The sequence below is a fragment of the Tsukamurella sp. USMM236 genome (genome assembly GCF_037148755.1).
Taxonomy (GTDB): Bacteria; Actinomycetota; Actinomycetes; order Mycobacteriales; family Mycobacteriaceae; genus Tsukamurella.
In genome coordinates, this window is sequence record NZ_JBBCSS010000008.1 from 79352 (window position 1) to 103796 (window position 24445).

The following is a 24445-nucleotide window of genomic DNA, read 5'->3' on the forward strand; positions in this document are numbered from 1 at the left end:
TGCGATGCGTAGAACGAAACTACCCTGAAGTACATGTCGGCTGTCTCCAGAGTATTCGTCGCGCGACTGTCCGGCTTGCCCGTCGTCGGCCCGGACGGCGAATCCGTCGGCCGCGTCCGCGATGCGGTGATCGGTCTGCGCGCCGACCGCAAGGCTCCGCGTGTCCTCGGACTCGCCGTGGAGCTCGCCAACCGCCGCCGCATCTTCGTGCCGATGCTGCGCGTGACCAGCATCGAACCGGCCGCCGTCACCCTGAACACGGGCTCGGTGAGCCTGCGCCGCCTGCACATCCGCCCCGGCGAGGCGCTGGCCCTCGGCCAGCTCCTGGGCACCAAGGTCCGCATCGAGGAGCCGGGCGAGCCGTACGACGGTGCCGACGCCACCGTGGTCGACGTCGGGATCGAGCAGACCCGCACCCGCGACTGGGTGGTGCACCGCCTGGCCGTGAAGATCCGCGCGACGGGCTGGAACCGGCGCGGCGGCGTCCAGGTGGTGGACCTCCCCCACGTCTCCGGCTTCACCACGACCGCGCTCACCGGCGCCGACCACGACATCGCGGAAGCCCTGACCGTGTTCGAGGACATGCGCGCGACCGACGTCGCGCAGGCCCTGCGCGAGCTGCCGACGCAGCGCCGGCTGTCCATCGCCGCCGCCTTCGACGACGAACGGCTCGCCGACGTCCTCCAGGAGCTCGGCGACGACGACCAGGCCGAGGTGATCGCCCACCTGTCCAAGGCGCGCGCCGCCGACGTGCTCGAGGCCATGGACCCCGACGACGCCGCCGACCTCCTGGGCGAGCTGCCCGACACCCAGCGCGAGGAACTGCTCGCGGTGATGGACCCCGAGGACTCGGGCACCGTCCGCCGCCTGCTCACCTTCTCCCCCTACACCGCGGGCGGCATGATGACGCCGGAGCCGATCGTGGTCACCCCGTCGACCACGGTGGCCGAGGCCCTGGCCCGGGTCCGCAACCCCGACATCACCCCGGCGCTGGCCAGCATGATCTTCGTGGTGCGCCCCCCCACCGCGACGCCGACGGGGCGCTACCTGGGCGCGGTGCACCTGCAGCAGCTGCTGCGCGAGCCCCCGGCCGACCTGGTGGGCGGAATCGTCGACACCGACCTGCCGCGCCTCGGGCCGGACGATCCCCTGGGCGCGGTGACCCGGTACTTCGCGGCGTACAACCTGGTCACCGGGCCCGTCGTCGACACGGAGAACCACCTGTTGGGCGCGGTCTCGGTCGACGACCTGCTCGATCACCTGCTGCCGGAGGACTGGCGCGACGAGGATCTGGACGACGGCACTGAGGAGGTCACCGGATGAAGGAACGCTCCCGCCTCGACACTCCGCGGCTGGGCCGCAGCTTCCACCTGAACCTCGGCGACGACATGATCGGCCAGGGCGCCGAGCGCGTCGCCCGCTTCCTGGGTACCGGCCGCTACCTCGCGATCCAGACCGTGATCGTGATCATCTGGATCCTGCTCAACGTCCTGTGGTTCACGTTCCACTTCGACCCGTACCCGTTCATCCTGCTCAACCTGGCCTTCTCCACGCAGGCCGCGTACGCCGCGCCGCTCATCCTGCTCGCGCAGAACCGGCAGGAGAGCCGCGACCGCGTCTCGCTCGACGAGGACCGGACGCGCGCCGCGCAGACCAAGGCCGACACCGAGTTCCTGGCCCGCGAGCTGGCCTCGGTGCGCCTGGCCGTCGGCGAGGCGGCGAGCCGCGACTACATGCGCCGCGAGCTCGACGAGGTGCACGAGAAGCTGGACGCGCTCACCGCGCTGCTGCAGTCGATGCAGCACGCGCGCAACGTCGACGAGGAGCGCGCGGATGCGCCCGACTGACCCGCGCGAGCTGCTGCATCCCGTCCTCACGCCGGAGACCTACCAGCGGCTGGGGATCGCGCCGCCGCGTCCGCCGCAGCTGTACGGCACGGGCGGGCCCGTCTCCTCGGCGGGCACGCCCTACCTGACGGGGCGCGCGGTGACGGGGACCCCGGCACCGTCGGGGCAGGCCTCGCCCGCACCGTCGGGCAGTGCGACGGCCGGCCCGGGCACCGTCGGGCCGCCGTACGTGCCGGGCTCGCCGCCCTACGTCCCGGGCGCGCCCACGGGCCCGCCGCCGGCGAAGGACCGGTCCCTGGCGATCGTGCTGGGCGCGACCGTGCTGATCATCGCGATCATCCTCGGCGCCACCTGGTACATCCTGTCCCACCGCGGCGGCGCCGACGACGAGCAGCAGATTCGGAACGTCATCGCAGCCGAGACCAAGACCCTCAACGACCGGGACCTGGCGGCGCTGATCGGCGTCCGCTGCGCCGCGGACGTGGCGATGCTGCAGACGCAGTTCACCTCGCAGACCTTCGCCGCCGAGATCGACACGCTGCTCGGGCCGGACGGGCGCTGGGAGGTCGTCGTCGGGGAGGTCCGGGTCGACGGTGCCGCGGGCAAGGCGGAGGCCGAGGTCACGTCGACCCCGGTGGGCTCGTCGACGGTCGTCTCCCGGTCCCTCACAGACACGACCACCCTCCGGAAGGAATCCGGAGGGTGGAAGGTGTGTATCAGTTCGTCGCGCGTGCGCTAGCGCTCAGTAGCGGTAGTGCTCGGGCTTGTACGGGCCCTCGACGTCGACGCCGATGTACTCGGCCTGCTCCTTGGTGAGCTTGGTGAGTGTGCCGCCCAGGGCCTCGACGTGGATCTTCGCGACCTTCTCGTCGAGGTGCTTGGGGAGGCGGTAGACCTCGTTGTCGTACTCGTCGGGCTTGGTCCACAGCTCGATCTGCGCGATCACCTGGTTGCTGAAGCTGTTGGACATGACGAACGACGGGTGGCCGGTCGCGTTGCCCAGGTTCAGCAGTCGGCCCTCGGAGAGCACGACGATCGACTTGCCGGAATCGCCGAACGTCCACTGGTCGACCTGCGGCTTGATGTTCAGGCGCACGGCGCCCGACTTCTCGAGGCCGGCCATGTCGATCTCGTTGTCGAAGTGGCCGATGTTGCCGAGGATCGCGTGATCCTTCATCGCCTTCATGTGCTCGAGCAGGATGATGTCCTTGTTGCCCGTCGAGGTGATGACGATGTCGGCGTCGCCGATCGCGTCCTCGACGGTGACCACGTCGAAGCCGTCCATGAGCGCCTGCAGGGCGTTGATGGGATCGATCTCGGTGACCTGGACGCGCGCGCCCTGGCCCGCGAGCGACTCGGCGCAGCCCTTGCCCACGTCGCCGTAGCCGGTGATGAGGACCTTCTTGCCACCGATCAGCACGTCGGTGCCGCGGTTGATGCCGTCGATCAGCGAGTGGCGGGTGCCGTACTTGTTGTCGAACTTGCTCTTGGTGACCGAGTCGTTGACGTTGATCGCCGGGAAGGCCAGCTCGCCGGCGGCGGCGAACTGGTACAGGCGCAGCACGCCGGTGGTGGTCTCCTCGGTGACGCCCTTGACCGACGCGGCGATCTTCGACCACTTGGTGGCGTCCTTGGCCAGCGACTCGCGCAGCAGGGCCAGGAAGACCTGGTACTCGTGGCTGTCGGCGTCCTCGTCGGTGGGCGGGACGACGCCCGCGGCCTCGAACTGCGCGCCGCGCAGCACGAGCATGGTGGCGTCGCCGCCGTCGTCGAGGATCATGTTGGCGGGCTCGTTCGGCCAGGTGAGCATCTGCTCGGCGGCCCACCAGTACTCCTCGAGGGTCTCGCCCTTCCAGGCGAAGACCGGCACGCCCTGCGGCGCCTCGACGGTGCCGTGCGGGCCCACGACGACGGCCGCGGCGGCCTCGTCCTGGGTGGAGAAGATGTTGCAGGAGGCCCAGCGCACCTCGGCGCCGAGGTCCACGAGGGTCTCGATGAGCACCGCGGTCTGCACCGTCATGTGCAGCGAGCCCGAGATCCGCGCGCCCTTGAGCGGCTTGACGTCGGCGTACTCGCGACGCAGCGCCATCAGGCCCGGCATCTCATGCTCGGCGAGGCTCAGCTGCTTGCGGCCCGCCTCCGCGAGGGAGAGGTCGGCGACCTTGAAGTCGATTCCGTTCGCCGTAACGGCGGTCAGCGTAGAAGTCACGCGCTACAGGCTATCGCTCCTGGTGCCGGACGTCGCCGTCGCCCTTATTGCGATCGCGAAATCGGCCGATTCCCGAGTGGGAACGGATATGCCCGGCGCCACGCCGTTATCCGCCGATTCCCCGAGCGACGACTACCTGAACGTCCGCCGCCATGATTCGATCTGCTGACACAGCCCGTCGATCTGCGACAACAGGTGTTCGCGCACTGTGCCGTACGACCGCTTGTAGCCGCGCGCGACGTCCTCCACGTACGCGAGCACGTCGAGGACACTGCCATCGTCGGTGTCGATCCCCCACACCGCGATGACTTGCGTCGCGAACGGCGTCACCGAAACGGTGTCGGCGGCGTCTGCCGCCGGACCGGGCTTCTGCCACGTGGAGACACCGCATCTCGCGAAGTCCGCTGCCTGCCAGTCGTTGTGCCGGTCGCGCGCCGCCAGCGTCTCGGCCCATGCGTCACCGGCGATGATCTCCGCGCAGCTCAGGATGCGGGGGTTGCCCGGCCATCCGTCGGCGACCTCCAGGAGCTCGCGGTGCTCCCGGTGCAACGGGCGGCCCAGGTGCCCTTCGAGCGCGGCGATGTCCGACGGTGCCGCGCCGGGGTTCGGCGATCCGGGGGCGGGGTCACTACAGAGCTCGGCGAACTCGACGCGGAGGGCAGCAAGCCTTTCGACGATCTGCTGCATCGTCGGCGGGTCGAGCCGGAGGTCCCTTCCCCAGTACTTGCCGTGCGGCCCGAGCTCCTCCCCGTCGAGCATCGTCGTCAGGTCCGCCAGCTCCTCGACGAGGTACTGCTCGAAGGACTCGTAGAAGTGGTCGCCGTGGGGCGTCATCATGAGCTGCCCGGCCCGGTAGCCCTGACTGTCACGGTGCAGCAGAAAAGTCTCCCAGTAGGTTCCCTCACTGTCGGCGATCCGAATCCAGTCGACGTCGGTCGACCAGTTCACGAGGACGTCGCCCTCGGCCAGCCGGATTCCCAATCCCTCCGTTTCGCTGATCGTGCCATGGCCGATCTCCGCGCACGAGAGCAGGCTGACGTCGCTGTTCCACTCGCTCCACCCGTCCGCGACGGCGAGGAACTCGCGGTACTGCGCGGGGATACGGTGCCCCAGGCGCGCCTCAGCAGCAAGCAATTGCTCCTCGGTTGCTCCGGGATTCGGCTGCGACATCTCGTACAGGTCGGGGTGGATCCGGATCAGACGCTCCCGCTGCTCCAGGAAGGCGTCGATCAGCTCCCGCCAGCGTGCTACCCCCACGTCGGTGTTCACGATTCTGAATATAGCCCACGCCTGTCCGCAGCGGACGGAATCCGAGAGCGCTGTCCGGCACCCCTCCGACGCCCCCGCGAAACGCAGAACCGCGGCGGGAGCAGGTGCTCCGGCCGCGGTTCCGTGTGTGGGGACGCTTCGATCAGTCGGCCAGCGACTCGATGACCTCGCCGCGCTCGCGCTTGCCGAGGATGGAGTGGTTCTTCGAGTACACGAAGTAGACGACCACGCCGAGTGCCATCCAGATCAGGAACCGGACCCAGGTCTCGAGGGTCAGGTTGAACATCAGCCAGCCGCAGGCGAGGACGGAGAGGATCGGGACCAGCGGCACCAGCGGAGCGGTGAAGCCGCGCTTGAGGTCCGGACGCTGCTTGCGCAGCACGACGACGCCGATGGACACCAGGACGAAGGCGAAGAGGGTGCCGATGTTGATCAGCATGGTCAGTTCCTTGAGCGGGAAGATCCCGGCCAGGAACGCGACGACGACGCCGACGCCGATCGAGATCCGCACCGGCACGCCGCGGTCGGAGGTCTTGGCCAGCTGACGCGGCAGCAGGCCGTCGCGGGCCATGGCGAAGAGCACGCGGTTCTGGCCCATGAGCAGCACCATGACCACGGTGGTCAGGCCCGCGAGCGCGCCGATCGAGATGATCGTCGCGGCCCAGTCCACGCCGTTGAGCGAGAAGGCGTAGGCCAGGTTCTTCTCGCCGCCGTCGCCGGCGCTGGTGGCTAGGTCCTTGTAGCTCGCCATGCCCGTGACGACCACGGTGACCGCGATGTACAGGACGGTGACGATCGCGAGCGAGCCCAGGATGCCGCGCGGCACGTCGCGCTGCGGCTTCACGGTCTCCTCGGCGGAGGTCGCCACGATGTCGAAGCCGATGAACGCGAAGAACACGATGCCCGCGCCTGCGAGCACGCCGAACCAGCCGTACGACGAGCCGCTGCCGAAGATCGCCTGGAACAGCGTGGAGTCCAGGGTGACGCCGGACTTCTCGCCGGGTACGGACTCGGGGACGAACGGCGAGTAGTTCGAGCCCTTGATGTAGAAGGCGCCGACCACGATGACCAGCAGCACCACGGCGACCTTGATCGCGGTGATGACGGCGGACACGCGCGAGGAGACCTTCGCACCGAAGGTGAGCAGCACCGTCAGGACTCCGACGATGAGCATGGCGCCCCAGTCGATCGTGTGCCCTGCGATCTCGACCGCCGCCGGCCCGGTGCCGAAGACCGTGCCGAGGTAGCTCGACCAGCCGCTCGCGACCGCCGCGGCGGCGATGGAGAACTCCAGCACCAGGTCCCAGCCGATGATCCACGCGACGAACTCGCCGAAAGTGGCGTAGGAGAACGTGTACGCCGAACCCGCCACGGGCACCGTCGACGCGAACTCGGCGTAGCAGAGCGCGGCGAGGCCGCACGCGATCGCGGCGATGATGAACGACACCGACACCGCCGGGCCCGAGTAGTCACCTGCCGTCGAGGCGCCGATGGTGAAGATGCCGGCACCGACGACCACGGCGACACCGAAGATCGTGAGGTCCCATGCGGTCAGCTGCTTCTTGAGCCGGGTGCCGACCACCTCGGTGTCGGCGATCGATTGTTCCACCGATTTGGTGCGCAGCAGTGGGTTGGCCATGCGTGCTCCTGTGTCGTCTCGGGTGTGTTGAGTCGTCTCGGGTGTGTGACGACTCATCAAACACCACTGCGGCACCGCAGCGGGGCATTTCAGGCGTCTGCACCCACCTCCGCCGACACCCGACCGTCCACGACCCGGTACCGCCGGTCCGCGGCGGCGCGGAGCAGCGGATCGTGCGTGATCACGATGACGGTGCGGCGCACCGCGATCGACCGCAGCACACCCGCCAGGCGTTCGGTGTTGGCCCTGTCCAACCCCGTGCTCGGTTCGTCGAGGATCAGCACCGGCGTGAGCCGTCCCAGGCCGCGGGCGAGCGCGATCCGTTGCCGTTGCCCGCCCGAGAACTGCTCCCCGCCCAGTGAGGTCGGCGTCGCGTAGCCGTCGGGCAGCCGCCTCACGAACTCGTCGGCGCCCGCGAGCTCGCCCGCGACGCACGGATCGGCCCCGCTGCCGTAGGCGATGTTCGACGCCAGGGTTCCGGTGCGGATCACGGCGCGCTGCGGCACGAGGGTCACCAGCTCACGCGACTCCGGTCCGCTCGGCCCCGCCCGCTCCCCCAGTTCGACGGTGCCCTCGGCCGCCGTCAGTCCCGCGAGCACGTGCGCGAGCGTCGACTTGCCCGAGCCGGACGGGCCCGTCACGGCGGTGAGGACGCCGGGCTCGGCCGTGAACTCGGGGCACTCGAGCACGAAGTCGCCGCGCCGCGCGCGGAGCCCGGTCACCCGCACCGGCACGCCGGTCGGCACCAGCCGCGTCCCGTCGGGGCGGGTGTCATCGACAGGCCCGGACAAGGCACCGTCGACCCCGAGACTCCGAACCGGCCGACCGAGCGGCCCCGCCAGCTCGACGAGGCGTTCGGCGCTGATGCGCGCGCCGACGAGGGCGAGCCGGCTCTCGGCGACGTCCTGCACCCGGGGATAGAGGTAGCCGAGGTAGCCGGTGAGCGCGATCAGCGCGCCGTAGGTGAGGTTCCCCGTGCGCACGAGCGCGACGCCCGCGACGGAGACGGCGATCAGCGTGAGCGCCTGCGCCGAGCCGAGCACCCCACCGAAGGTGGCGTGCACCCGCGCCTCGCGCATCCGCGCGCGGAAGAGCGCCGCACCCCGCCGGTGGACCTCGGCCGCCTCCGCGTCCTCCATGCCGTGCAGGCGCGCGAGCTCGACGGTGCCGGTCACCTCCGCGATCACCGTCCCGAGCGCGGAGTGGGCCGCCCGCTCCCGCGCGGTCGCCCGCTCCTGCGCGCCGCGGAAGGCGCGCGCCAGCCCGGTCAGAACCGGCACCGCGACCAGCGCGATCACCGTGAGCTGCCAGCTCAGCCACCACGCCACCGCGACCAACCCGCCGGTCGTCAGTACCGCGACCACGGCCTGCACCACCGAGACCGACAGCGCGGTCTCGAGCACCACGACGTCCTCGGTCAGCCGGACCACGACGTCGCCGGTGGAGAGGCGGTGCACCTCGTCCATCGGCAGCCGCAGGACGCGGGCGAGCACCTCGTCGCGGAGGGCGAGGACGGTGCCCTCGGCGGCGCGGCAGGTCGCGAGGGTGCCGGCGTAGGTCAACAGCGCACCCAGGAGGGTCGCGCCGATCCAGGCGGCGACCCCGCGTGCGGCGCCCACGAGCGAGGCGGAGCCGAGGACCGCGGTGAGAACGTCGGCCATGACCAGCACCGACGCCACCTCGACCAGGGCCGCCGCGACCAACAGCGCCAGGCCACCGACGAGGGATCGTCGGTGGCCCGGCGTGTGGGCCCACAGCAGCCGCAGCATGTCCGTGGACGTCATCGGACTCCTCGGGTCACTGCCAGACCCAGTCCCAGCGGCGGGCCTGCGGGTTCCAGCGACGCACGCGGCGGCGCTGGGGCTGCTGCGGCTTCGGCTGTCCCGGTCGCTGTCCCTGACCGTTGCCCTGTCCCGGTGCTGCCATGTGTTCATCTCCTTGCGTCGTGGCCTCGTCGGCCGTTCTTTCCGTTGCAAGGACCACTCTCGCGGCTCCGCCTGGGCGGACTCTGCCGCGCGGCTGGCAGTCCCATGGGAGCGCCGAAGTTACCGACGAGTGTTACTCGTTGGTAGGCGAAAACTGTTGGCGTACCGGCAAGTAACACTTACCGTCGGGCCTATGACCAAGACTTTCGCGCACACCACCGACCAGACGGTCGCCCAGCTCCTCAACATCGTCGAGGGCGGGGACGACGTGCTGCTCACGCGCGACGGCAAGCCGCTCGCCGTGCTCAGCAAGGCGCAGCCGACGGCCGTCGCCGTAGGTGACATGCAGACCTTCGACATCCCCGAGACGTTCTACGAGAACCTCGGCGGCGTCTGATCCGTCGGTGACCTAGTGCCCGCCCACCAGGGTGCGGAAGAACTCCGCCGCCGGTGAGTGGGCCGTCACCACGACGCCCGGATCGGACGCGGCCATCCACAGGCCGCTGCCCGCCGGCACGTCGATCGCCCGGCCCGCACTGCGCACCGTCACCGTTCCCTCGGTGACCACCAGCAGCTGCGGGCCGCGTGCGTCCAGCTCCACCGACGCGGCGCGCTTGAGCGCGGTCCCGTCCAGCCGCACGCGCGAGACCCGGAACTCCGGCGCGGGCGTCGAGAAAACGACCTCCGGGCCGACCGTCGCCGTGCGGGGCGCCAGGTCCGACGGTGCCCGGGGCGTGAAGTCCAGCACCCGCAGCAGCTCCGGCACGTCGACGTGCTTGGGCGTGAGGCCGCCGCGCAGCACGTTGTCGGAGTTCGCCATTACCTCGACGGCCGCGCCGCTCACGTAGGCGTGCAGATTGCCCGCCGAGAGGTACAGCGCCTGCCCGGGATCGAGCACGATCCGGTTGAGCAGCAGCGCCGCCAGCACCCCGGCGTCGTCCGGGTAGCGCTCCCCCAGGGTCAACGCCAACTGCGCCTCGCCCTTGAACTGCTCGGCGCCGCTCTCCAGGTAGCGCACGCAGCCCGCTAGGACCGCGGGCACCAGCACCGCCAGCGCGGGCTGCGGCAGCGTGATCCAGGTGGTGACCAGCGCGCGCAGCCCCTGCGAATCCGGCTGCCCGGCGAGCAGGCCCAGGTAGCTGTCCAGCTCCGGGACCGCCAGCACGCGCAGCAGTTCGACGGTGACCGCCGGGTCGCGGAAGCCGGCGAGCGCCTCGAACCGGCTCAGCGCGATGACGACCTCGGGCTTGTGCGCGGCGTCGCGGTAGTTCCGCTCGGGGGCGTCGAGCGGGATCCCCGCGGCGTTCTCCCGGGCGAAGCCCTCCTCGGCCTGCTCCCGCGAGGGATGGGCCTGCAGCGAGAGCGGCTCGTCGGCCGCGAGCACCTTGACCAGGTAGGGCAGGCGGTCGCCGAACTCGCCGCGGCAGGCGGAGCCGAGCTGGCCGTCGAGGTCGGCGCCGATCGCGGACAGCAGATCGCCGTCCGACGCGGTGTCGGCGGCGTCGTACAGCTTGGCAGGGTCCGCGGGGTGCGCGCCGAACCACAGCTCGGCCTCGGGATGGTTGGACGGCACGTGCCGTCCCTGCATCGTCGCCAGGACCGTCCGCGAGCCCCAGGCGTACGGCCGGATGACTCCCTCGATCCGCTGCATCACGCCTCCCCCGTCAGGCGCCGGTAGACCGACGCGAGATCGAACCGTACCGCCAGCGCCAGGAGATCCAGCGCGTCGGCGCGCGGCCCCGTCGTCTCCGGCGCGCGCTCCGCACCCTCGTCGACGGGCAGCGATTCCACGTCGGGCAGGGCGCGCAGCCGCGCCTCCACCAGCGGCGCGCGCTGCTCCGTGGTCAGGATCAGGACCCGCAACGGCGTCTGCGCCGCCGGGCCGTCGAGGAACGGGTCGTGGAACAGCGGATCCACCGCCGCGCCCGTCTCCAGCGCCCCGCCGGACGGCGCGGCCGCCAACTCGGGCGTGGCCAGCTCGACGTCGGCGAGGCCGACCGCCGCGACGACCTGGCCGCCGAGCGTGAGCGCCTGCGACGCCGCGTGTTCGGCGACGGCGAGGCCCGGCGCGGTGTCGGCGGTGAGCGCGACCCGCCGGCCCGTCATCCGGGCGGCGAGGCGTTTCGCGGGATTGGACTCGACGTCGCGGTCCGGCGCGCCGCGCACGGCCTCGTCGTCGAGGGTCTCGGCGAGCGTGTGCAGGAAGCCCTCCCCGGGAGCGTCGCCGCGGTCGGTGCCCGCGAGGCGACCGAGGACGGCGAGCAGCGCGGCGGCGACGCCGACGAAGCCGAAGCGCTCCGGCACCCGCAGGCGGGGCGAGAGGTCGACGGCGCGGCCCGCGGCCGCCTCGGCGACGGGGCCCTCCATCGGGACGGCGACCACGACGACGGCGCCGCGGCGCGCGGCGGTGGCGACGGCCCGGGCGAGCACGAGATCGCCCGCGTCGAACCCGCAGACGACGACCACGTCGAGCGCGCCCACCCAGGGCGGCAGCTCGGTGGAGCGGACGAGCGGGACGTCGAACCGGCCGGCGGTGAGGGCCTCGACGAAACCCGCTGCGGCGGCCGCGGGGCCCGCGCCGCAGACCACGACGACGGCGCGCGGCGTGAGGCCGTCGAGCTGGGCGAGCGCGCCCTCGTCGACGGCGGTGGCGACGGCGCGCGCCTGCGCGCCCGCGAGTGCGGCGGCGCGCAGATGACCGCCCACGTCGGCCGCGATCAGACCCGCCGGATCATCGAGATCGGCAATCTCGGTCACGGCTTCCTCCCGTCCCATCGGCGCCGCGTCCCGTCGGCACCGTTCCGACCGCCGGGGCACATCGCGCGATCAGGCACGTACGATCGCCAGGATCCGCTCGGTCAGCGCGCGCACCTCGTCCGTGGTCGCCGCCTCGACGTTCAGCCGGAGCAGCGGCTCGGTGTTGGAAGCGCGCAGGTTGAACCAGGCGCCCGAATCCAACTGTACCGTCACGCCGTCCAGTTCATCGGTGCTCTGGATTTCGTCTGCGAAAGCATCGAGTACGGCACGCGTGCGCTCGCCCTGGTCCGCCACCGTCGAGTTGATCTCGCCCGACGCGGCGTACCGGTCGTAGACGCCCATCAGCTCCGACAAGGGCTTGCTCTGCTCGCCGAGCGCGGCCAGCACGTGCATCGCCGCCAGCATCCCGGAGTCGGCGCCCCAGAACTCGCGGAAGTAGTAGTGCGCGGAGTGCTCGCCGCCGAAGACGGCGCCCGTCTCGGCCATCTGCGCTTTGATGAAGGAGTGGCCGACGCGGGTACGGACGGGGGTGCCGCCGTTCTCGACGATGATCTCCGGCACCGCCTTGGACGTGATCAGGTTGTGGATCACGGTGGCGCCCGGGTTCTTCGCGAGTTCGCGCTCGGCGACGAGGGCCGTCACGGCCGACGGCGAGACCGGCTCGCCCTTCTCGTCGACGACGAAGCAGCGGTCGGCGTCGCCATCGAACGCGAGACCGATGTCGGCGCCCTGCTCGACGACGAACTTCTGCAGGTCGACGAGGTTCTTCGGGTCCAGCGGGTTGGCCTCGTGGTTCGGGAAGGTGCCGTCCAGCTCGAAGAACAGGGGCCGCACGTCGAGCGCGTCGACGGGGCCGAGCACCGAGGGCACGGTGAAGCCGCCCATGCCGTTGCCGGCGTCGACGGCGACGCGCAGCGCGCGCGAGCCGGACAGGTCGACGAGCTTCCGGAGGTAGTCGCCGTACTCGTCGAGCACGTCCCGCTCGGACACGCGGCCCGCGGCACCGTCGTACGACGGGACGCCGTCGGCCACCTGCTGGGTGATCTGCTTCAGCCCGGTCTCCTGCCCGACGGGCTTGGCGCCGGCGCGGCACAGCTTGATGCCGTTGTAGGCGGCGGGGTTGTGCGAGGCGGTGAACATCGCGCCCGGGCAGTCGAGCAGGCCGGAGGCGAAGTACAGCTCGTCGGTGGAGGCGAGGCCGATGAGGGTGACGTTCACGCCCTGCGCGGTCACGCCCTCGGCGAAGGCCGCGGACAGCGACGGCGACGAGTCGCGCATGTCGTGGCCCACGACGGCGTCGGTCGCGCCCTCGCCGCGGATCAGCGCGCCGAACGCGGCGCCCACGTCGCGGACGAAGGCCTCGTCGATCTGCTCCCCGACCAGGCCGCGCACGTCGTACGCCTTGATGACAGCCTGCACCGACTCCAGCGCTCGAACCACGCTCGACGACCTCCTGTGAAACGGCATGCGGAAACCCGGCGGGCTCCGTGCGGACGCCCCACCCTATCGGCAATCAGGGCGCGGACCGGCATTCGGCGCGGGGGACGTGACGGCTTCTCGGGCGACTCTCAGTCGACGGGGTCGGGCAGCACCCGCAGGTGGCCGCGGCGACCGGGCCGGGCGGCGCGCTTGGGCGCCGATCCCCCAGGCTGGGCCGAGGGCGTGACCTGGGGCCCACCGAGGCCGTCGTGGACGGGGCGCATGGCACCGATCGGCGGGAGGGAGCGCAGGGGTCCGTCGGCGGGTTCGGGGGCGTGGCGCCCCTGGTCCCGGGTGGCGCGTTCGTGGACCGTGTCGGCCAGCGCGGTCAGGTCGTCGTCGAGGGCGGCGTTGCCGACGGAGGCCGCGCTGTACGCGGGCAGGTTGCGGAGCATCTCCCAGCCGCGCGGCGCGGTCATGCGGGTGGCGTGGAACTCGCAGAGGTCCCAGGAATGGGGTTCGCTGGTGGTCCCCAGGGGGCCCAACACCGCGATCGACTGGCGGTAGTCGAACGTCAGCGTCGCCACGGCGATGTTCCTGCAGCCGGGGCGGCAGCACTGACGGACGGGGTTCACAGCAAGAAGGTTAACCCCTGGCTCTGGCGGCGCGCTTCCGACACACCGGACGGGGCCGCGCGGCGGCCGTCTCGGGCCGTTCCACCTAGACTGAGAACACGATGAGAAGCAGGAGAAGGACGCCCGAGGGCGGCGCGCGGATGCGGCGCCGTGTGTCGCGGGACCGGCGCGGCCACGGGCTGCGCGGGCCGCTGGTGCCCCGCGATCTCCCGGCACACCGGACGCGGGCGCAGGGTTTCGACGAGGTGGTGCTCGACGCCTTCGCGGAGATCGACTCGCTGTGGCACGACAAGCTGTCCGACCTGGACATCGCGGTCGACGACGTTCCCGGCATCCTGCCGCACGATCCGGACGCGGTGTCGTGGCCCGCGGAGGTGGAGGCGGACGGCCCGATCCCGTTGGCGCGCATGGTGCCCGCGGGCATCGACCGCCGCGGCAATCGCACGCGGGCGCGGCTGATCCTGTTCCGCCGCCCGCTGCAGCGTCGCGCGAAGACGGAGGCGGATCTACTCGATGAGATCCTCGCGATCCTCGTGCATCAGATCAGCGATTACCTCGGCGTGACCGAGGAGACTCTGCTCGCCGGCCCGGACGCGCTCTGAACAGCAGCGGCCGGGGCTCGACGAGCGGTCAGATGATGCCGCGCTTGAGCTTCCGGCGCTCACGCTCGGACAGGCCGCCCCAGATGCCGAATCGCTCGTCCTTCTGGAGGGCGTACTCGAGGCACTCGTTGCGGACCTCGCAGCCCAGGCAGATGCGCTTGGCCTCGCGAGTGGAGCCGCCCTTCTCGGGGAAGAACGCCTCGGGATCCGTCTGCGAGCACAGTGCGCGGTCCTGCCACTGATCCTCGACGGCCTCGTAGAGTTCCTCGAAACCCGCGGGCACGACACTCAAGTGCGCGCGGCTGGACCCACCGGAGAAGCTTCCGAACGGTTCACGATGAGCGTCGATCGTCATCGGCCCGCCTCCCTCGTTGCTTTCGTGGTGTTCGATGGATTTTCTGTCTGCATGCCCCGCGCCGGCGAAGAGATCGCCGCACTGAATGACACGGTTGTGATTACACACGTGCAAAGCTGCCACGTCAAGCTGAACCGGGAAATTAGCTAATACCACCTGGATGCCCGAATGCGAGCCCTCGACACGTGGTTGAGATGTGATCCGCGTCATATTTCACACGCGCTCGCCGACGCACCACCCGGGCCCGTCGTGCCTTCGATCATGCCAGGAAAGAGGGCGTCCGCGCGACCTCCTCGAGCACCTCGACCCGTCCCGAGAGCCTCCGCCGGGCGACCACTACCCTCGGAGGAGTGAAGGTGACGGTGCTGGTGGGCGGTGTCGGCGGTGCGCGGTTCCTCGAGGGCGCACGCGAGCGCTTCGGGGTGACGCCGTTCCCGGAGAAGGACGGACCGGCCCCCGCCGGCGCCGTCGGCGACTCCGTGACCGCAGTGGTGAACGTGGGCGACGACGCGTGGATGCACGGCGTGCGGATCTGTCCCGACCTCGACACCTGCATGTACACCCTGGGTGGCGGTATCGACACCGAGCGCGGCTGGGGCCACCGCAACGAGACCTGGCACGCCAAGGAGGAGCTCGCGAAGTACGGCGCCGATCCGGACTGGTTCGGCCTCGGCGACCGCGACCTCGCCACTCACCTGATCCGCACCCAGATGCTCTCCTCGGGATACCCCCTCACGGACGTCACGGCGGCGCTGTGCAACCGCTGGCAGCCGGGCGTCCGGCTGCTGCCCGCCACCGACGGCCGGCACGAGACGCACGTGGTGGTCGCCGACCCCGATTCCGCCGACGGCGCGAAGAAGGCCATCCACTTCCAGGAGTGGTGGGTGCGGTACCGCGCCGACATCGAGACCTTCGGCTTCGCCCAGGTGGGTGGCGCGGACGGCAGCGGCTCCGGCAAGGCGCAGGCGTCGCGGGCCGCGATCGCCGCCATCGAGGACGCCGACGTCGTCTTCCTCGCCCCGTCGAACCCGGTCGTGTCGATCGGCGCGATCCTGTCCGTCGGCGGGATCCGCGCCGCGCTGCGCACCACGAAGGCCCGGGTCGTCGGCGTCTCCCCCGTGATCGGCGGCGCGCCGCTGCGCGGCATGGCCGATCGCTGCCTGGACGTGCTCGGCATCGAGACCAGCGCCCAGGCGATCGGCGAGCACTTCGGCGCCCGCAGCAGCAACGGCATCCTCGACGGCTGGCTCGTCTCGGAGGAGGACGCGGGCGTCGCGATCGACGGCCTGCCCGTCGCGGCGGTGCCGCTGCTCATGAGCTCGCCGCAGGCCACCGCGGCCATGATCGACGCCGGCCTCGAGCTGGTGGGCCTGTGAGCTCCCGCCCCGAGCGCGACCACGGCGCCGCGTCCTTGGAGATCCTCCCCGTCCTCGGCGTGCCCGAGGTGACGCCCGGTGACGACGTGGCGGCGCTGCTCGCCGACGCCGCACCGTGGCTCGCGGACGGCGACGTCGTGGTGATCACCTCGAAGGTCTTCTCGAAGGCCGAGGGCCGGGTGCTCGACGCGCCGTCGGACCCCGAGGAGCGGGACGCCTTCCGGCGTCGCCTCATCGCCGAGGAGTCGGTGCGCGTCCTGGCGACCAAGGGCCGCACCTGGATCACCGAGAACAGGCTCGGCATCGTCCAGGCGGCGTCGGGCGTGGACGCCTCGAACGTGGCCTCCGACACCGTCGCCCTGCTGCCCGAGGACCCCGACGGCAGCGCGTCCGCCGTGCGCGCAGGCCTGCGCGAGCGCCTCGGCGTCGACGTGGCCGTGCTGGTCACCGACACCATGGGCCGCGCCTGGCGCAACGGCCAGACGGACGCCGCGATCGGCGCCGCGGGCATGGAGGTGCTGCACGGCTACGCGGGCGCGGTCGACGCCTACGGCAACGACCTGGTGGTCACCGAGATCGCCGTCGCCGACGAGCTGGCCGCCGCCGCGGACCTGGTCAAGGGGAAGCTGGGCGGCGTCCCCGTCGCGGTGGTGCGCGGCTTCGCGGTCCGTGCGCCCGAGGCGGATTCGCCCCTCGCGACCGCCCGCGGCCTCGTGCGCCCGGGCGAGGACGACCTGTTCCACACCGGCGTCGAGCTCGCGCGCCGCCAGGCGCTGCTGGTGCGACGCTCCGTCCGGGCCTTCGCCGACGAGCCGGTGCCGGCCGACGACGTGCGCGACGCCGTGGCGGAGGCTCTGACGGCCCCTGCGCCGCACCACACGCATCCCGTGCGGTTCGTGTGGGTGCGGGACGCGGAGCGGCGTACGGCGCTGCTGGACGCCATGAAGGCGCAGTGGGCGACGGACCTCGACGGTGACGGGCGCACGCCCGACTCCGTGGCGAAGCGGGTGCGCCGCGGGCAGCTGCTCTACGACGCCCCGGAGCTGATCCTGCCGTTCATGGTGCCCGACGGCGCCCACGCCTACCCCGACGCCCGGCGCACCGCCGCCGAGGAGACGATGTTCACCGTTGCGGTCGGCGCCGCCGTGCAGTCGCTCCTGGTGGCGCTGGCCGTGCGCGGGATCGGCAGTTGCTGGGTGGGATCGACGATCTTCGCCGCCGACACCGTGCGCGAGGTACTGGGACTGCCCGGCGACTACCGCCCCGCGGGCGCGATCGCCGTCGGCTACCCGGCGGATCCGTCCGTACTGGCCTCGCCCCGGCCGCCGCTCCCGCCGGGCGAGATGCTCATCGAGGTCGGGCCCAGCGCGCGCGCCGCGGAGCCCGACTCACGGGAAGGGCGGTAGCCGAGTGACTTTCGCCTCCCTGCACGCCTCCGCGATCGACGTCCTCGCGCGGTTCGACGCCCGCACCGATGGCGACGACGCCCTGCGCCACACGGTGCTCGCGTTCCTGGATGCCCAGCCGAACGCCTGCGCCCGCGCGAACGTGCCCGGCCACATCACGGCGTCGGTGGTCATCCTCAACGAGGCCCGCACCCACGTGGTGCTCACGCACCACCCCCGGGTCGGCGAGTGGTTGCAGCTGGGCGGGCACTGCGAGGACACCGATTCGACGGTGGCGTCCGCCGCGCTGCGCGAGGGGCACGAGGAGTCCGGCCTCGCCGATCTCGTCCTCGACGCCGACCTGCTCACGCTGCACACCCACCCGATCCGGTGCTCGCTCGGCGTCCCGACCCGCCACCTGGACCTGCGCTTCCGCGCTTTCGCCGTGGGCGCAGGCACCCCGGAGCTCGCCATCAGCGACGAGTCGAACGACCTGCGCTGGTGGCCCGTCGACGCCCTCCCCGAGTCGGCGGAGCACACGACCGTCGCCCACCAGGTGCGCGCCGCCCTCGCCCGGGACTGACCGCAGGGCTCGTTGGGGGCGCGCGAGCGGGGCCGCTCGATCGACGCAAGGACGCCCGCGCCACCGAAACCCATCAGCTGCGACTTTTCTGAGAGGTATTGCGCCCACATCTATCAATCCGTACGCTCCGAACAATCCGTCCGGCGCACCGTCGGACCCCGCGGGCCCGGCCCGCCCGACCACGACGAGGTGGCACGAGATGTTGGCGTACGAACGATTCGGCTCGGGTGATCCGCTGGTCCTGGTCCACGGGATCGCGCACCGCCGGCAGGCCTGGTACCCCGTGGCCGAGCGTCTCGCGGAGCACCGCGAGGTCGTCCTCTTCGACCTTCCCGGCCACGGCGAGTCCCCCGCGCTCGAGCTCGGCGGGCGCACCGTGCAGGAGGCGTTGCAGCAGCACCTGGAGGACCTGTTCGCCGAACTCGGCCTCGTCCGGCCGCACATCGCCGGCAACTCGCTGGGCGGCCGCATCGCGCTCGAGGCGGCGGCCAGCGGCATCGTCAGCAGCGCGACCGGCCTCTCCCCCGCCGGCTTCTGGCGCGACGACAAGGATTTCCAGCTGATCCGCGCGCACTTCGCCGCGCTGATCACCGCGGGTCGGGTGGCGGCGCCCCTCGCACCGCTTCTCACCCGCAGCGGTATCGGCCGGCGCCTGATGCTCGCCTCGCTGATGACGCACGGCGAGCGCCTGACCGCCGACCGCGTGCTCGGCGACCTCCGCAACATGGTCGGCGCCCGGCACACGCTCCGCGACATCATCGGCGGCGCCTTCCCGTTCGAGGCCGACATCGCCGCCGACGTCCCCGTCACCATCGCGTGGGGCACCCAGGACCGCGTGCTCCTGCCCTACCAGGGCCGGCGGGCCCGCCGTCTGCTCCCTGAGGCCGAGCACATCTGGCTCCCGGGCAGCGGGCACGTCCCCATGTCCGACGATGCCGACGCCGTCGTCGAGATCATCCTGCGCGGCTCCTCGGGCGGCCTGCTGGCCCGCGCCGACGCCGCCTGACGCCGCCCCGCGAACGCTCGCCGGGGCGGACCGTCACGGCGCATCCACGGGATGGTCCGCCGACCGCGCGATCCCACTCCACTCCGCGACGTCGGCGAGCGCCGTCGTGTAGGTCCGGGTCAGCCGCTCGACCGCCTCCGCACCGAGCGGCAGCCGCAGCGGCACGCGGTCGGACCGGACGACGTCGCCGATGATGCGCGCCGCCCGCACCGGATCACCCTCCTGGCGGCCGTCGCCCGACGTCAGGCGCTCCTGCGCTACCCCGACGGTCGCCCCGTACGCGGCGGACGGTGCCGCGACGGCCAGCGAGTGCGTCGTGTTGAAGCCGGTGCGGAACCGCGAGGGCTCCACGAGGAGCACGCGGATGCCGAACTCCGCCACCTCGGCGGCCAGCGCCTCGGACCATCCTTCGAGAGCGAACTTGCTCGCCGAGTACGCGCCGACGCCGGCGAACGACAACCTGCCGCCCTGGCTGCTCATCTGCACGATCGTTCCCGTCCGACGGTGCCGCATCCCCGGCAGCGCCGCGCGGGTCAGCGCCGCAGCGGCGAAGAAGTTCAGCTCCAGCTGTTCCCGCAACTGCGCCATCCCCAGGTCCTCCGCCGAGCCGCTGATCGCGCGCCCGGCGTTGTTGACCAGGACGTCGATCGGCGACCGCGCGATCCGGTCGGCGACCCGATCCACCGCCCGCTCGTCGCGCAGGTCCGCCTCGATCACGTCCAGCCGCCCCGGATGGGCGGCGACGAGGTCGTGCACGGACGCCCCGTCGCGGACCACCGCCGTCACGGCGTCGCCGCGCCGCAGCGCGTCCTCCACCAGGCTCCGGCCGAAGCCCTGCGAAGCTCCGGTGATCAGCCAGTTCGATTCTCTGTTCGTCGTCATGACTGCGAAGCTAGGCCTTCGAGCGCGCTCGAACGCAAGCCCGATTCACGCGGCCGCCGCGCGCCTGCCCGCCACGCGAATGAGCACCGCTCCCCAGACCACGGAGAACCCGACGACCGCGCACTGGAACCACAGCGGCGCCGCCCCGGGCGAGGCGATCTGCAGGAAGTTGCTGGACGCGTGGAGCACGATCCCCGGCCACAGCGATCCGGTGACCAGCCTGGCCCCCGCCCACAGGAACCCCGCGGAGCCGGCCGTCACCACCTGCCACGCCGTCGCGCCCGCGGACTGCCCGAACAGGCCGTTGCCCAGGTGCATCAAGCCGAAGACCACCGACGTGGCGACCGCCGCGACCACGGGGCGTTCGACGCGGAGCAGCGCCGTCATCGCCGGGCCGCGCGCACCGAACTCCTCCGAGATCCCCCACCGCGGCCGTCCCGGCGGCCAGGGACAGCAGGACCCACGACGGGCCGTGGATACCGGGTACCCCGTCGCGCCCGATCAGCGGGTACAGGCACGCGACGAGCAGCGGCGGCAGCAGCCACACCCACGCCCGGACCCGGCCGAGGCGGAAGAGCGCACCCTCGAACAGACCCAGCCGCCAGGACGCCAACAGGACGACGAGGAAGCTGAGCGCATCCGTGACGACCATGCCCACGTGCGGGAACCACCGCAGCCACACCAAGGGGTGGTCGAGTGAGCCGAACCCGTAGGTCGCGCACCACCACAGCAGCATCAGTCCGAGCGCGTAGACCCACGCCCGGCGTCGCGACACCGTCAGCCGATCCGGATGCCCTTACCGACGGTGACCACACCACCGGCGGAGACGTTGAACCGTTCGCGCTCGCGCTCGAGGTTCACGCCGAGGATCTCCCCGCGCCCGACCACGACGTTCTTGTCGAGGATCGCGCGGCGCACGACGGCGCCGGCCTCGATCTTCACGCCGGGCATGAGCACGGAGCCCTCGACGGTCGCGCCGTCGCCGATGGTGACGTTGGCGCCGATGACGGAGTTGCGCACCGTCGCTCCCGAGATGATGCTCCCGGCGCCCACCATGGACTCCTGCGCGAGCCCACCGCGGGCGAACTTCGCCGGGGGCAGGTTGTCGTTCTCACACCGGATGGGCCACTGCCGGTTGTAGAGGTTGAAGATCGGGTACACCGAGACGAGGTCCATGTGGGCCTCGTAGAAGGCGTCGATGGTGCCGACGTCGCGCCAGTAGCCGGCGTCGCGCTCGGTGGCGCCGGGTACCTGGTTGTCGCTGAAGTCGTAGACGGCCGCCTCCCCGCGGGCCACGAACGCGGGGATGATGTCGCCGCCCATGTCGTGGTCGGAGTCGGGGTTCTCGGCGTCGGCGATGATCGCCTCGACGAGGGCCTGCCGGCTGAAGACGTAGTTGCCCATCGACGCGAAGGTGACCTCGGGGTCGTCGGGCGTGCCGGGCGGGTCGGCCGGCTTCTCCAGGAATTGGGTGATGCGACCGGAGTCGTCGGACTCGATGCAGCCGAAGGCCTTCGCCTCGGCGCGCGGCACGCGGATGCCCGCGACGGTGACCCCCGCACCGGACTCGATGTGCGCCTGCACCATCTGCGACGGGTCCATCCGGTACACGTGGTCCGCGCCGAAGACCACGATGTAGTCGGGGTCGTCGTCGGTGATGAGGTTCATCGACTGGAAGATCGCGTCGGCGCTGCCCGTGAACCAGCGCTTGCCCACGCGCTGCTGCGCCGGCACCGGGGTGATGTACTCGCCGCGGAAGCCGAACATGCGCCAGGTCTGGCTGATGTGCCGGTCCAGCGAGTGCGACTTGTACTGGGTCAGCACGCACAACCTCTGGTACCCGGCGTTCACCAGATTCGACAGCACGAAGTCGATGAGGCGGTACGAACCGCCGAAGGGCACGGCGGGCTTCGCGCGGTCCGCGGTCAGCGGATACAGGCGCTTGCCCTCGCCACCGGCGAGGACGATTCCCAGGACTCGAGGCTGGTTGCTCACGGGGTCCACGCTAACCCCAATCCGGGCACCCGTGCAGCGTTCTGCGACAGTGCATCCTGTTCCACGGCGATGCACAGGCGTCCGGGCGGAGAACCACAGGTGAACCGCACCGTTCGGGCTCCGTCGAACCGCCTGCGTGCGGCCCCGGCACGCTCTAGCGTGGTGCCCATGCGTGTAGCGATGATGACGAGGGAGTACCCGCCGGAGGTCTACGGCGGCGCGGGCGTGCACGTGACCGAACTCGTCGCGCGACTGCGCAGCCTCTGCGAGGTCGACGTGCACTGCATGGGCGCCCCGCGCCCGGACATGGACGGGGTCACCGTCTCCGGTCCGGACCCGGATCTCGCCGGCGCGAACACCGCCCTCGAGATGTTCTCCACCGACCTGCGGATGGCGAACCTCGCCGCGGAGGCCGAGGTGGTGCACAGCCACACCTGGTACACCGGCTTCGCCGGGCACGTCGCCGCGCAGCTCTACGGCGTCCCGCACATCCTCACCGCGCACTCGCTCGAGCCGCACCGCCCGTGGAAGGCCGAGCAGCTGGGCGGCGGCTACCGCCTCTCCAGCTGGGCCGAGCGCAACGCCGTCGAGTACGCGGACGCGGTGATCGCCGTGAGCCGCGGCATGGCGCGCGACGTGCTCGACGCCTACCCGAACCTCGACCCCGCCCGGGTCCACGTGGTGCTCAACGGCATCGACTCGGAGGTGTGGCACCCCGCCCCCACCTTCGGCGAGGACTCCCCGCTGGTCGAGCGCGGCGTCGACCCGGACCGTCCCATCGCCGCCTTCGTCGGCCGCATCACGCGGCAGAAGGGCGTGAAACACCTGGTGGCCGCGGCACACCGGTTCGATCCGGACGTCCAGCTCGTGCTGTGCGCCGGCGCCCCGGACACCCCCGAGATCGCCGCGGAGACCGCCGACGCGGTGGCCGCGCTGGCCGAGTCGCGGGACGGCGTGCACTGGGTGCAGGACATGCTGCCCACCCCGAAGGTGCGCGAGATCCTCAGCGCCGCGACGGTGTTCGTCTGCCCGTCCGTGTACGAGCCGCTGGGCATCGTCAACCTCGAGGCCATGGCCTGCGGCACCGCCGTCGTCGCATCGGACGTGGGCGGCATCCCCGAGGTGGTCGTCGACGGCGAGACCGGCACCCTCGTGCACTACGACGAGGCGCACACCGACGTCTTCGAGGCCGGCCTCGCCGACGCCGTGAACGCGCTCTGCGCGGACCCGGCGCGGGCCGCGGCGTACGGCGCCGCCGGGCGCGCTCGGGCGGTCGCCGATTTCAGCTGGGAGTCCATCGCCGCGCAGACCCTGGACGTCTACCGGCACGCCATCGCCGCCCGCGGATAGCGCGGAGCCCCGCCGCTACCGCAGCTCGTAAACGCTGACGGTGCCGGACGCCGTCACGGCCGCGGTGCCGCCCGCGGTGAGGTCTGCTATCGCGGCGGCGCGCGCCTCGGGCGCGCCGTGGTGCGCGCTCGGCCCCATCGCGACGAGGTCGGCCGCTGCCTCGGCGGTGAGATCCATGACCCACTCGTGCTTCTCGCGCGCGATGAGCGAGAAGTCGTGCAGCGCACCGTCGAGCCGGGCGACCTTGCCCTCCTCGACGGAGATCATCCCGAGCGGCTCGACGATCTCGCGCAGGTGCCGCGGCCCGGGCGTGAGCACCACGAGGCGGCCGCCGGGCGCGAGGACGCGCGCGAACTCGGCGGCGTTGCGGGGTGCGAAGACCGACAGCACTGCGGCGACCGCACCGTCGGCGAGGGGCAGTCGCGCCCACCCGTTCGCGACCACGGCACCGATCGCCGGCCCCCGCCGGGCGGTGCGCCGAGCCGCGGGCTTCGACAGGTCCAGCCCGATGCCGGTGCCGCGGAGCCCGTTCGCGTCGCGCGCGGCACAGGCCCGCGCGAGGTACTCGCCCTCGCCCGCGCCGCAGTCGAGGACGGATCCGGCGGGCGCGCCGGTGGCGGCGGCCGCGACCGCGGCGTGGAAGGTCTCGTAGTGGCCGGTCGCGAAGAAGCGCTCGCGGGCGGCGATCATCGCGGCGTCGTCGGCGATGAGGCCGCTCGCATCGCCGGCGAGAAGGGAGACGTAGCCCTGCCGCGCCACGTCGAAGGCGTGCCCCGCGGGGCACAGCAGCGTGCCGCCGTCGACGTCGAATCCGCCGCCGCAGTGCGGGCAGGCCAGCGCGGGCAGCGCAGCGACCAGGCCGGGCGGGACTTGCACCATGGGACACCCCCGGAACGAGGAGATCCCGCACGGTGGCACCGCGCGGGATCTCAGGGAAAGCAGTTCAACCGGCTACGACGTGACGCCGCGCAGCTCCTCGCCGAGCGCGGCGGCCTCGTCCGGCGTGAGCTCCACCACGAGTCGTCCACCACCCTCCAGGGGTACGCGCATCACGATCCCGCGCCCCTCCTTGGTCGCTTCCAAGGGGCCGTCCCCCGTACGTGGCTTCATAGCCGCCATCCGTTGCTCCCTTCAAATCCTTCACCCGCCCGAGCGCAGCCCGCAGCGGGTCCGCTGTACATTCTAGCCTGTGCGCTGCACCGATCGGCGCG

General features: G+C 71.8%; 26 protein-coding genes. 11 read left to right on the forward strand and 15 right to left on the reverse strand.

The window, feature by feature from the left end; genetic code table 11:
- Nucleotides 1-33 precede the first annotated feature (33 nt).
- From WFK95_RS21410 to WFK95_RS21420, 3 genes are read left to right on the forward strand one after another with little or no spacing between them, the layout of a single operon-like run.
- Nucleotides 34-1323: a magnesium transporter MgtE N-terminal domain-containing protein gene (locus tag WFK95_RS21410; protein WP_336671897.1), complete on the forward strand. Its 1290-nt coding sequence runs from the start codon at nucleotides 34-36 to the stop codon at nucleotides 1321-1323.
- Nucleotides 1320-1847, forward strand: coding sequence for a DUF1003 domain-containing protein (locus WFK95_RS21415; RefSeq protein ID WP_224651347.1), 528 nt, complete (start codon nucleotides 1320-1322; stop codon nucleotides 1845-1847). Before WFK95_RS21410 ends, WFK95_RS21415 begins: the two co-directional genes overlap by 4 nt.
- Entirely contained in the window at nucleotides 1834-2586 is a 753-nt protein-coding gene (locus WFK95_RS21420) for an Rv0361 family membrane protein (protein ID WP_336671898.1), read from the forward strand. The genes WFK95_RS21415 and WFK95_RS21420 overlap by 14 nt, the downstream gene beginning before the upstream one ends.
- 3 nt (nucleotides 2587-2589) lie before the next feature.
- Here the strand turns inward: WFK95_RS21420 and ahcY are convergent, their stop codons facing one another.
- The 5 genes from ahcY to WFK95_RS21445 form a co-directional block, all read right to left on the reverse strand.
- Nucleotides 2590-4056, reverse strand: a complete 1467-nt coding sequence (gene ahcY / locus WFK95_RS21425; RefSeq protein WP_336671899.1) for an adenosylhomocysteinase — start codon at nucleotides 4054-4056, stop codon at nucleotides 2590-2592.
- Between the two features lie 132 nt (nucleotides 4057-4188).
- Nucleotides 4189-5325 (reverse strand): SMI1/KNR4 family protein, encoded by a 1137-nt coding sequence (locus WFK95_RS21430; RefSeq protein WP_336671900.1) that lies wholly within the window; start codon nucleotides 5323-5325, stop codon nucleotides 4189-4191.
- Between the two features lie 142 nt (nucleotides 5326-5467).
- Nucleotides 5468-6964: an amino acid permease gene (locus tag WFK95_RS21435; protein WP_336671901.1), complete on the reverse strand. Its 1497-nt coding sequence runs from the start codon at nucleotides 6962-6964 to the stop codon at nucleotides 5468-5470.
- Nucleotides 6965-7053: 89 nt separating this feature from the next.
- On the reverse strand, nucleotides 7054-8748 hold the full coding sequence (locus WFK95_RS21440) for an ABC transporter ATP-binding protein (protein ID WP_336671902.1): 1695 nt from the start codon (nucleotides 8746-8748) through the stop codon (nucleotides 7054-7056).
- 13 nt (nucleotides 8749-8761) lie between these two features.
- Nucleotides 8762-8890: a hypothetical protein gene (locus tag WFK95_RS21445; RefSeq protein ID WP_255603085.1), complete on the reverse strand. Its 129-nt coding sequence runs from the start codon at nucleotides 8888-8890 to the stop codon at nucleotides 8762-8764.
- A 192-nt stretch (nucleotides 8891-9082) separates the two neighbouring features.
- Between WFK95_RS21445 and WFK95_RS21450 the strand changes: the two genes are divergently transcribed.
- Nucleotides 9083-9286 carry a hypothetical protein gene (locus WFK95_RS21450; RefSeq protein ID WP_224646044.1) on the forward strand — a complete coding sequence of 68 codons (204 nt, stop codon included), beginning with the start codon at nucleotides 9083-9085 and terminating at the stop codon, nucleotides 9284-9286.
- Between the two features lie 12 nt (nucleotides 9287-9298).
- Here the strand turns inward: WFK95_RS21450 and manA are convergent, their stop codons facing one another.
- The 4 genes from manA to WFK95_RS21470 all read right to left on the reverse strand — a co-directional run bounded on the left by manA (nucleotide 9299) and on the right by WFK95_RS21470 (nucleotide 13700).
- The gene (manA, locus tag WFK95_RS21455; RefSeq protein WP_224646129.1) at nucleotides 9299-10540 is read right to left on the reverse strand and encodes a mannose-6-phosphate isomerase, class I; all 1242 of its coding nucleotides are present in this window, start codon (nucleotides 10538-10540) and stop codon (nucleotides 9299-9301) included.
- Nucleotides 10540-11646 carry a tobH protein gene (locus tag WFK95_RS21460; protein ID WP_336671903.1) on the reverse strand — a complete coding sequence of 369 codons (1107 nt, stop codon included), beginning with the start codon at nucleotides 11644-11646 and terminating at the stop codon, nucleotides 10540-10542. The genes manA and WFK95_RS21460 overlap by 1 nt, the downstream gene beginning before the upstream one ends.
- 69 nt (nucleotides 11647-11715) lie before the next feature.
- Entirely contained in the window at nucleotides 11716-13086 is a 1371-nt protein-coding gene (locus tag WFK95_RS21465; RefSeq protein WP_224646046.1) for a phosphomannomutase/phosphoglucomutase, read from the reverse strand.
- 128 nt (nucleotides 13087-13214) lie between these two features.
- Entirely contained in the window at nucleotides 13215-13700 is a 486-nt protein-coding gene (locus WFK95_RS21470; protein ID WP_336671904.1) for a DUF3499 domain-containing protein, read from the reverse strand.
- A gap of 101 nt (nucleotides 13701-13801) precedes the next feature.
- On the opposite strand from WFK95_RS21470, the gene WFK95_RS21475 reads away from it, so the two are divergent.
- Nucleotides 13802-14302: a metallopeptidase family protein gene (locus WFK95_RS21475; RefSeq protein WP_224646048.1), complete on the forward strand. Its 501-nt coding sequence runs from the start codon at nucleotides 13802-13804 to the stop codon at nucleotides 14300-14302.
- Between the two features lie 28 nt (nucleotides 14303-14330).
- On the opposite strand, the gene WFK95_RS21480 is transcribed toward WFK95_RS21475, so the two are convergent.
- A complete protein-coding gene (locus WFK95_RS21480; protein ID WP_068524587.1) occupies nucleotides 14331-14657 on the reverse strand; it encodes a WhiB family transcriptional regulator in 327 nt (108 codons plus the stop codon).
- Between WFK95_RS21480 and WFK95_RS21485 the strand changes: the two genes are divergently transcribed.
- The 5 genes from WFK95_RS21485 to WFK95_RS21505 all read left to right on the forward strand — a co-directional run bounded on the left by WFK95_RS21485 (nucleotide 14640) and on the right by WFK95_RS21505 (nucleotide 19007).
- Nucleotides 14640-14807 (forward strand): hypothetical protein, encoded by a 168-nt coding sequence (locus WFK95_RS21485; RefSeq protein WP_224646136.1) that lies wholly within the window; start codon nucleotides 14640-14642, stop codon nucleotides 14805-14807. The two genes, WFK95_RS21480 and WFK95_RS21485, sit on opposite strands and share 18 nt — an antisense overlap.
- 200 nt (nucleotides 14808-15007) lie before the next feature.
- The gene (gene cofD / locus WFK95_RS21490) at nucleotides 15008-16033 is read left to right on the forward strand and encodes a 2-phospho-L-lactate transferase (RefSeq protein ID WP_336671905.1); all 1026 of its coding nucleotides are present in this window, start codon (nucleotides 15008-15010) and stop codon (nucleotides 16031-16033) included.
- The gene (locus WFK95_RS21495; RefSeq protein WP_336671906.1) at nucleotides 16030-17439 is read left to right on the forward strand and encodes a coenzyme F420-0:L-glutamate ligase; all 1410 of its coding nucleotides are present in this window, start codon (nucleotides 16030-16032) and stop codon (nucleotides 17437-17439) included. The genes cofD and WFK95_RS21495 overlap by 4 nt, the downstream gene beginning before the upstream one ends.
- Nucleotides 17440-17443: 4 nt before the next feature.
- Nucleotides 17444-18001: an NUDIX hydrolase gene (locus WFK95_RS21500; RefSeq protein WP_224646051.1), complete on the forward strand. Its 558-nt coding sequence runs from the start codon at nucleotides 17444-17446 to the stop codon at nucleotides 17999-18001.
- Between the two features lie 199 nt (nucleotides 18002-18200).
- On the forward strand, nucleotides 18201-19007 hold the full coding sequence (locus WFK95_RS21505) for an alpha/beta fold hydrolase (protein ID WP_336671907.1): 807 nt from the start codon (nucleotides 18201-18203) through the stop codon (nucleotides 19005-19007).
- A 33-nt stretch (nucleotides 19008-19040) separates the two neighbouring features.
- Here WFK95_RS21505 and WFK95_RS21510 read toward each other — a convergent pair whose 3' ends face one another.
- The 3 genes from WFK95_RS21510 to glgC all read right to left on the reverse strand — a co-directional run bounded on the left by WFK95_RS21510 (nucleotide 19041) and on the right by glgC (nucleotide 21884).
- The gene (locus WFK95_RS21510; protein WP_336671908.1) at nucleotides 19041-19889 is read right to left on the reverse strand and encodes an SDR family NAD(P)-dependent oxidoreductase; all 849 of its coding nucleotides are present in this window, start codon (nucleotides 19887-19889) and stop codon (nucleotides 19041-19043) included.
- A 45-nt stretch (nucleotides 19890-19934) separates the two neighbouring features.
- Nucleotides 19935-20309, reverse strand: a complete 375-nt coding sequence (locus WFK95_RS21515; RefSeq protein WP_336672012.1) for a CPBP family intramembrane glutamic endopeptidase — start codon at nucleotides 20307-20309, stop codon at nucleotides 19935-19937.
- Nucleotides 20310-20666: 357 nt separating this feature from the next.
- On the reverse strand, nucleotides 20667-21884 hold the full coding sequence (gene glgC, locus WFK95_RS21520; RefSeq protein WP_336671909.1) for a glucose-1-phosphate adenylyltransferase: 1218 nt from the start codon (nucleotides 21882-21884) through the stop codon (nucleotides 20667-20669).
- Between the two features lie 168 nt (nucleotides 21885-22052).
- Here glgC and glgA point away from each other — a divergent pair, with 168 nt between their 5' ends.
- Entirely contained in the window at nucleotides 22053-23234 is a 1182-nt protein-coding gene (glgA, locus tag WFK95_RS21525; RefSeq protein ID WP_336671910.1) for a glycogen synthase, read from the forward strand.
- 15 nt (nucleotides 23235-23249) lie between these two features.
- Here glgA and WFK95_RS21530 read toward each other — a convergent pair whose 3' ends face one another.
- The gene (locus tag WFK95_RS21530; protein WP_336671911.1) at nucleotides 23250-24113 is read right to left on the reverse strand and encodes a putative RNA methyltransferase; all 864 of its coding nucleotides are present in this window, start codon (nucleotides 24111-24113) and stop codon (nucleotides 23250-23252) included.
- 72 nt (nucleotides 24114-24185) lie between these two features.
- Nucleotides 24186-24353: a DUF3117 domain-containing protein gene (locus WFK95_RS21535; RefSeq protein ID WP_068532479.1), complete on the reverse strand. Its 168-nt coding sequence runs from the start codon at nucleotides 24351-24353 to the stop codon at nucleotides 24186-24188.
- Nucleotides 24354-24445: the final 92 nt, after the last annotated feature.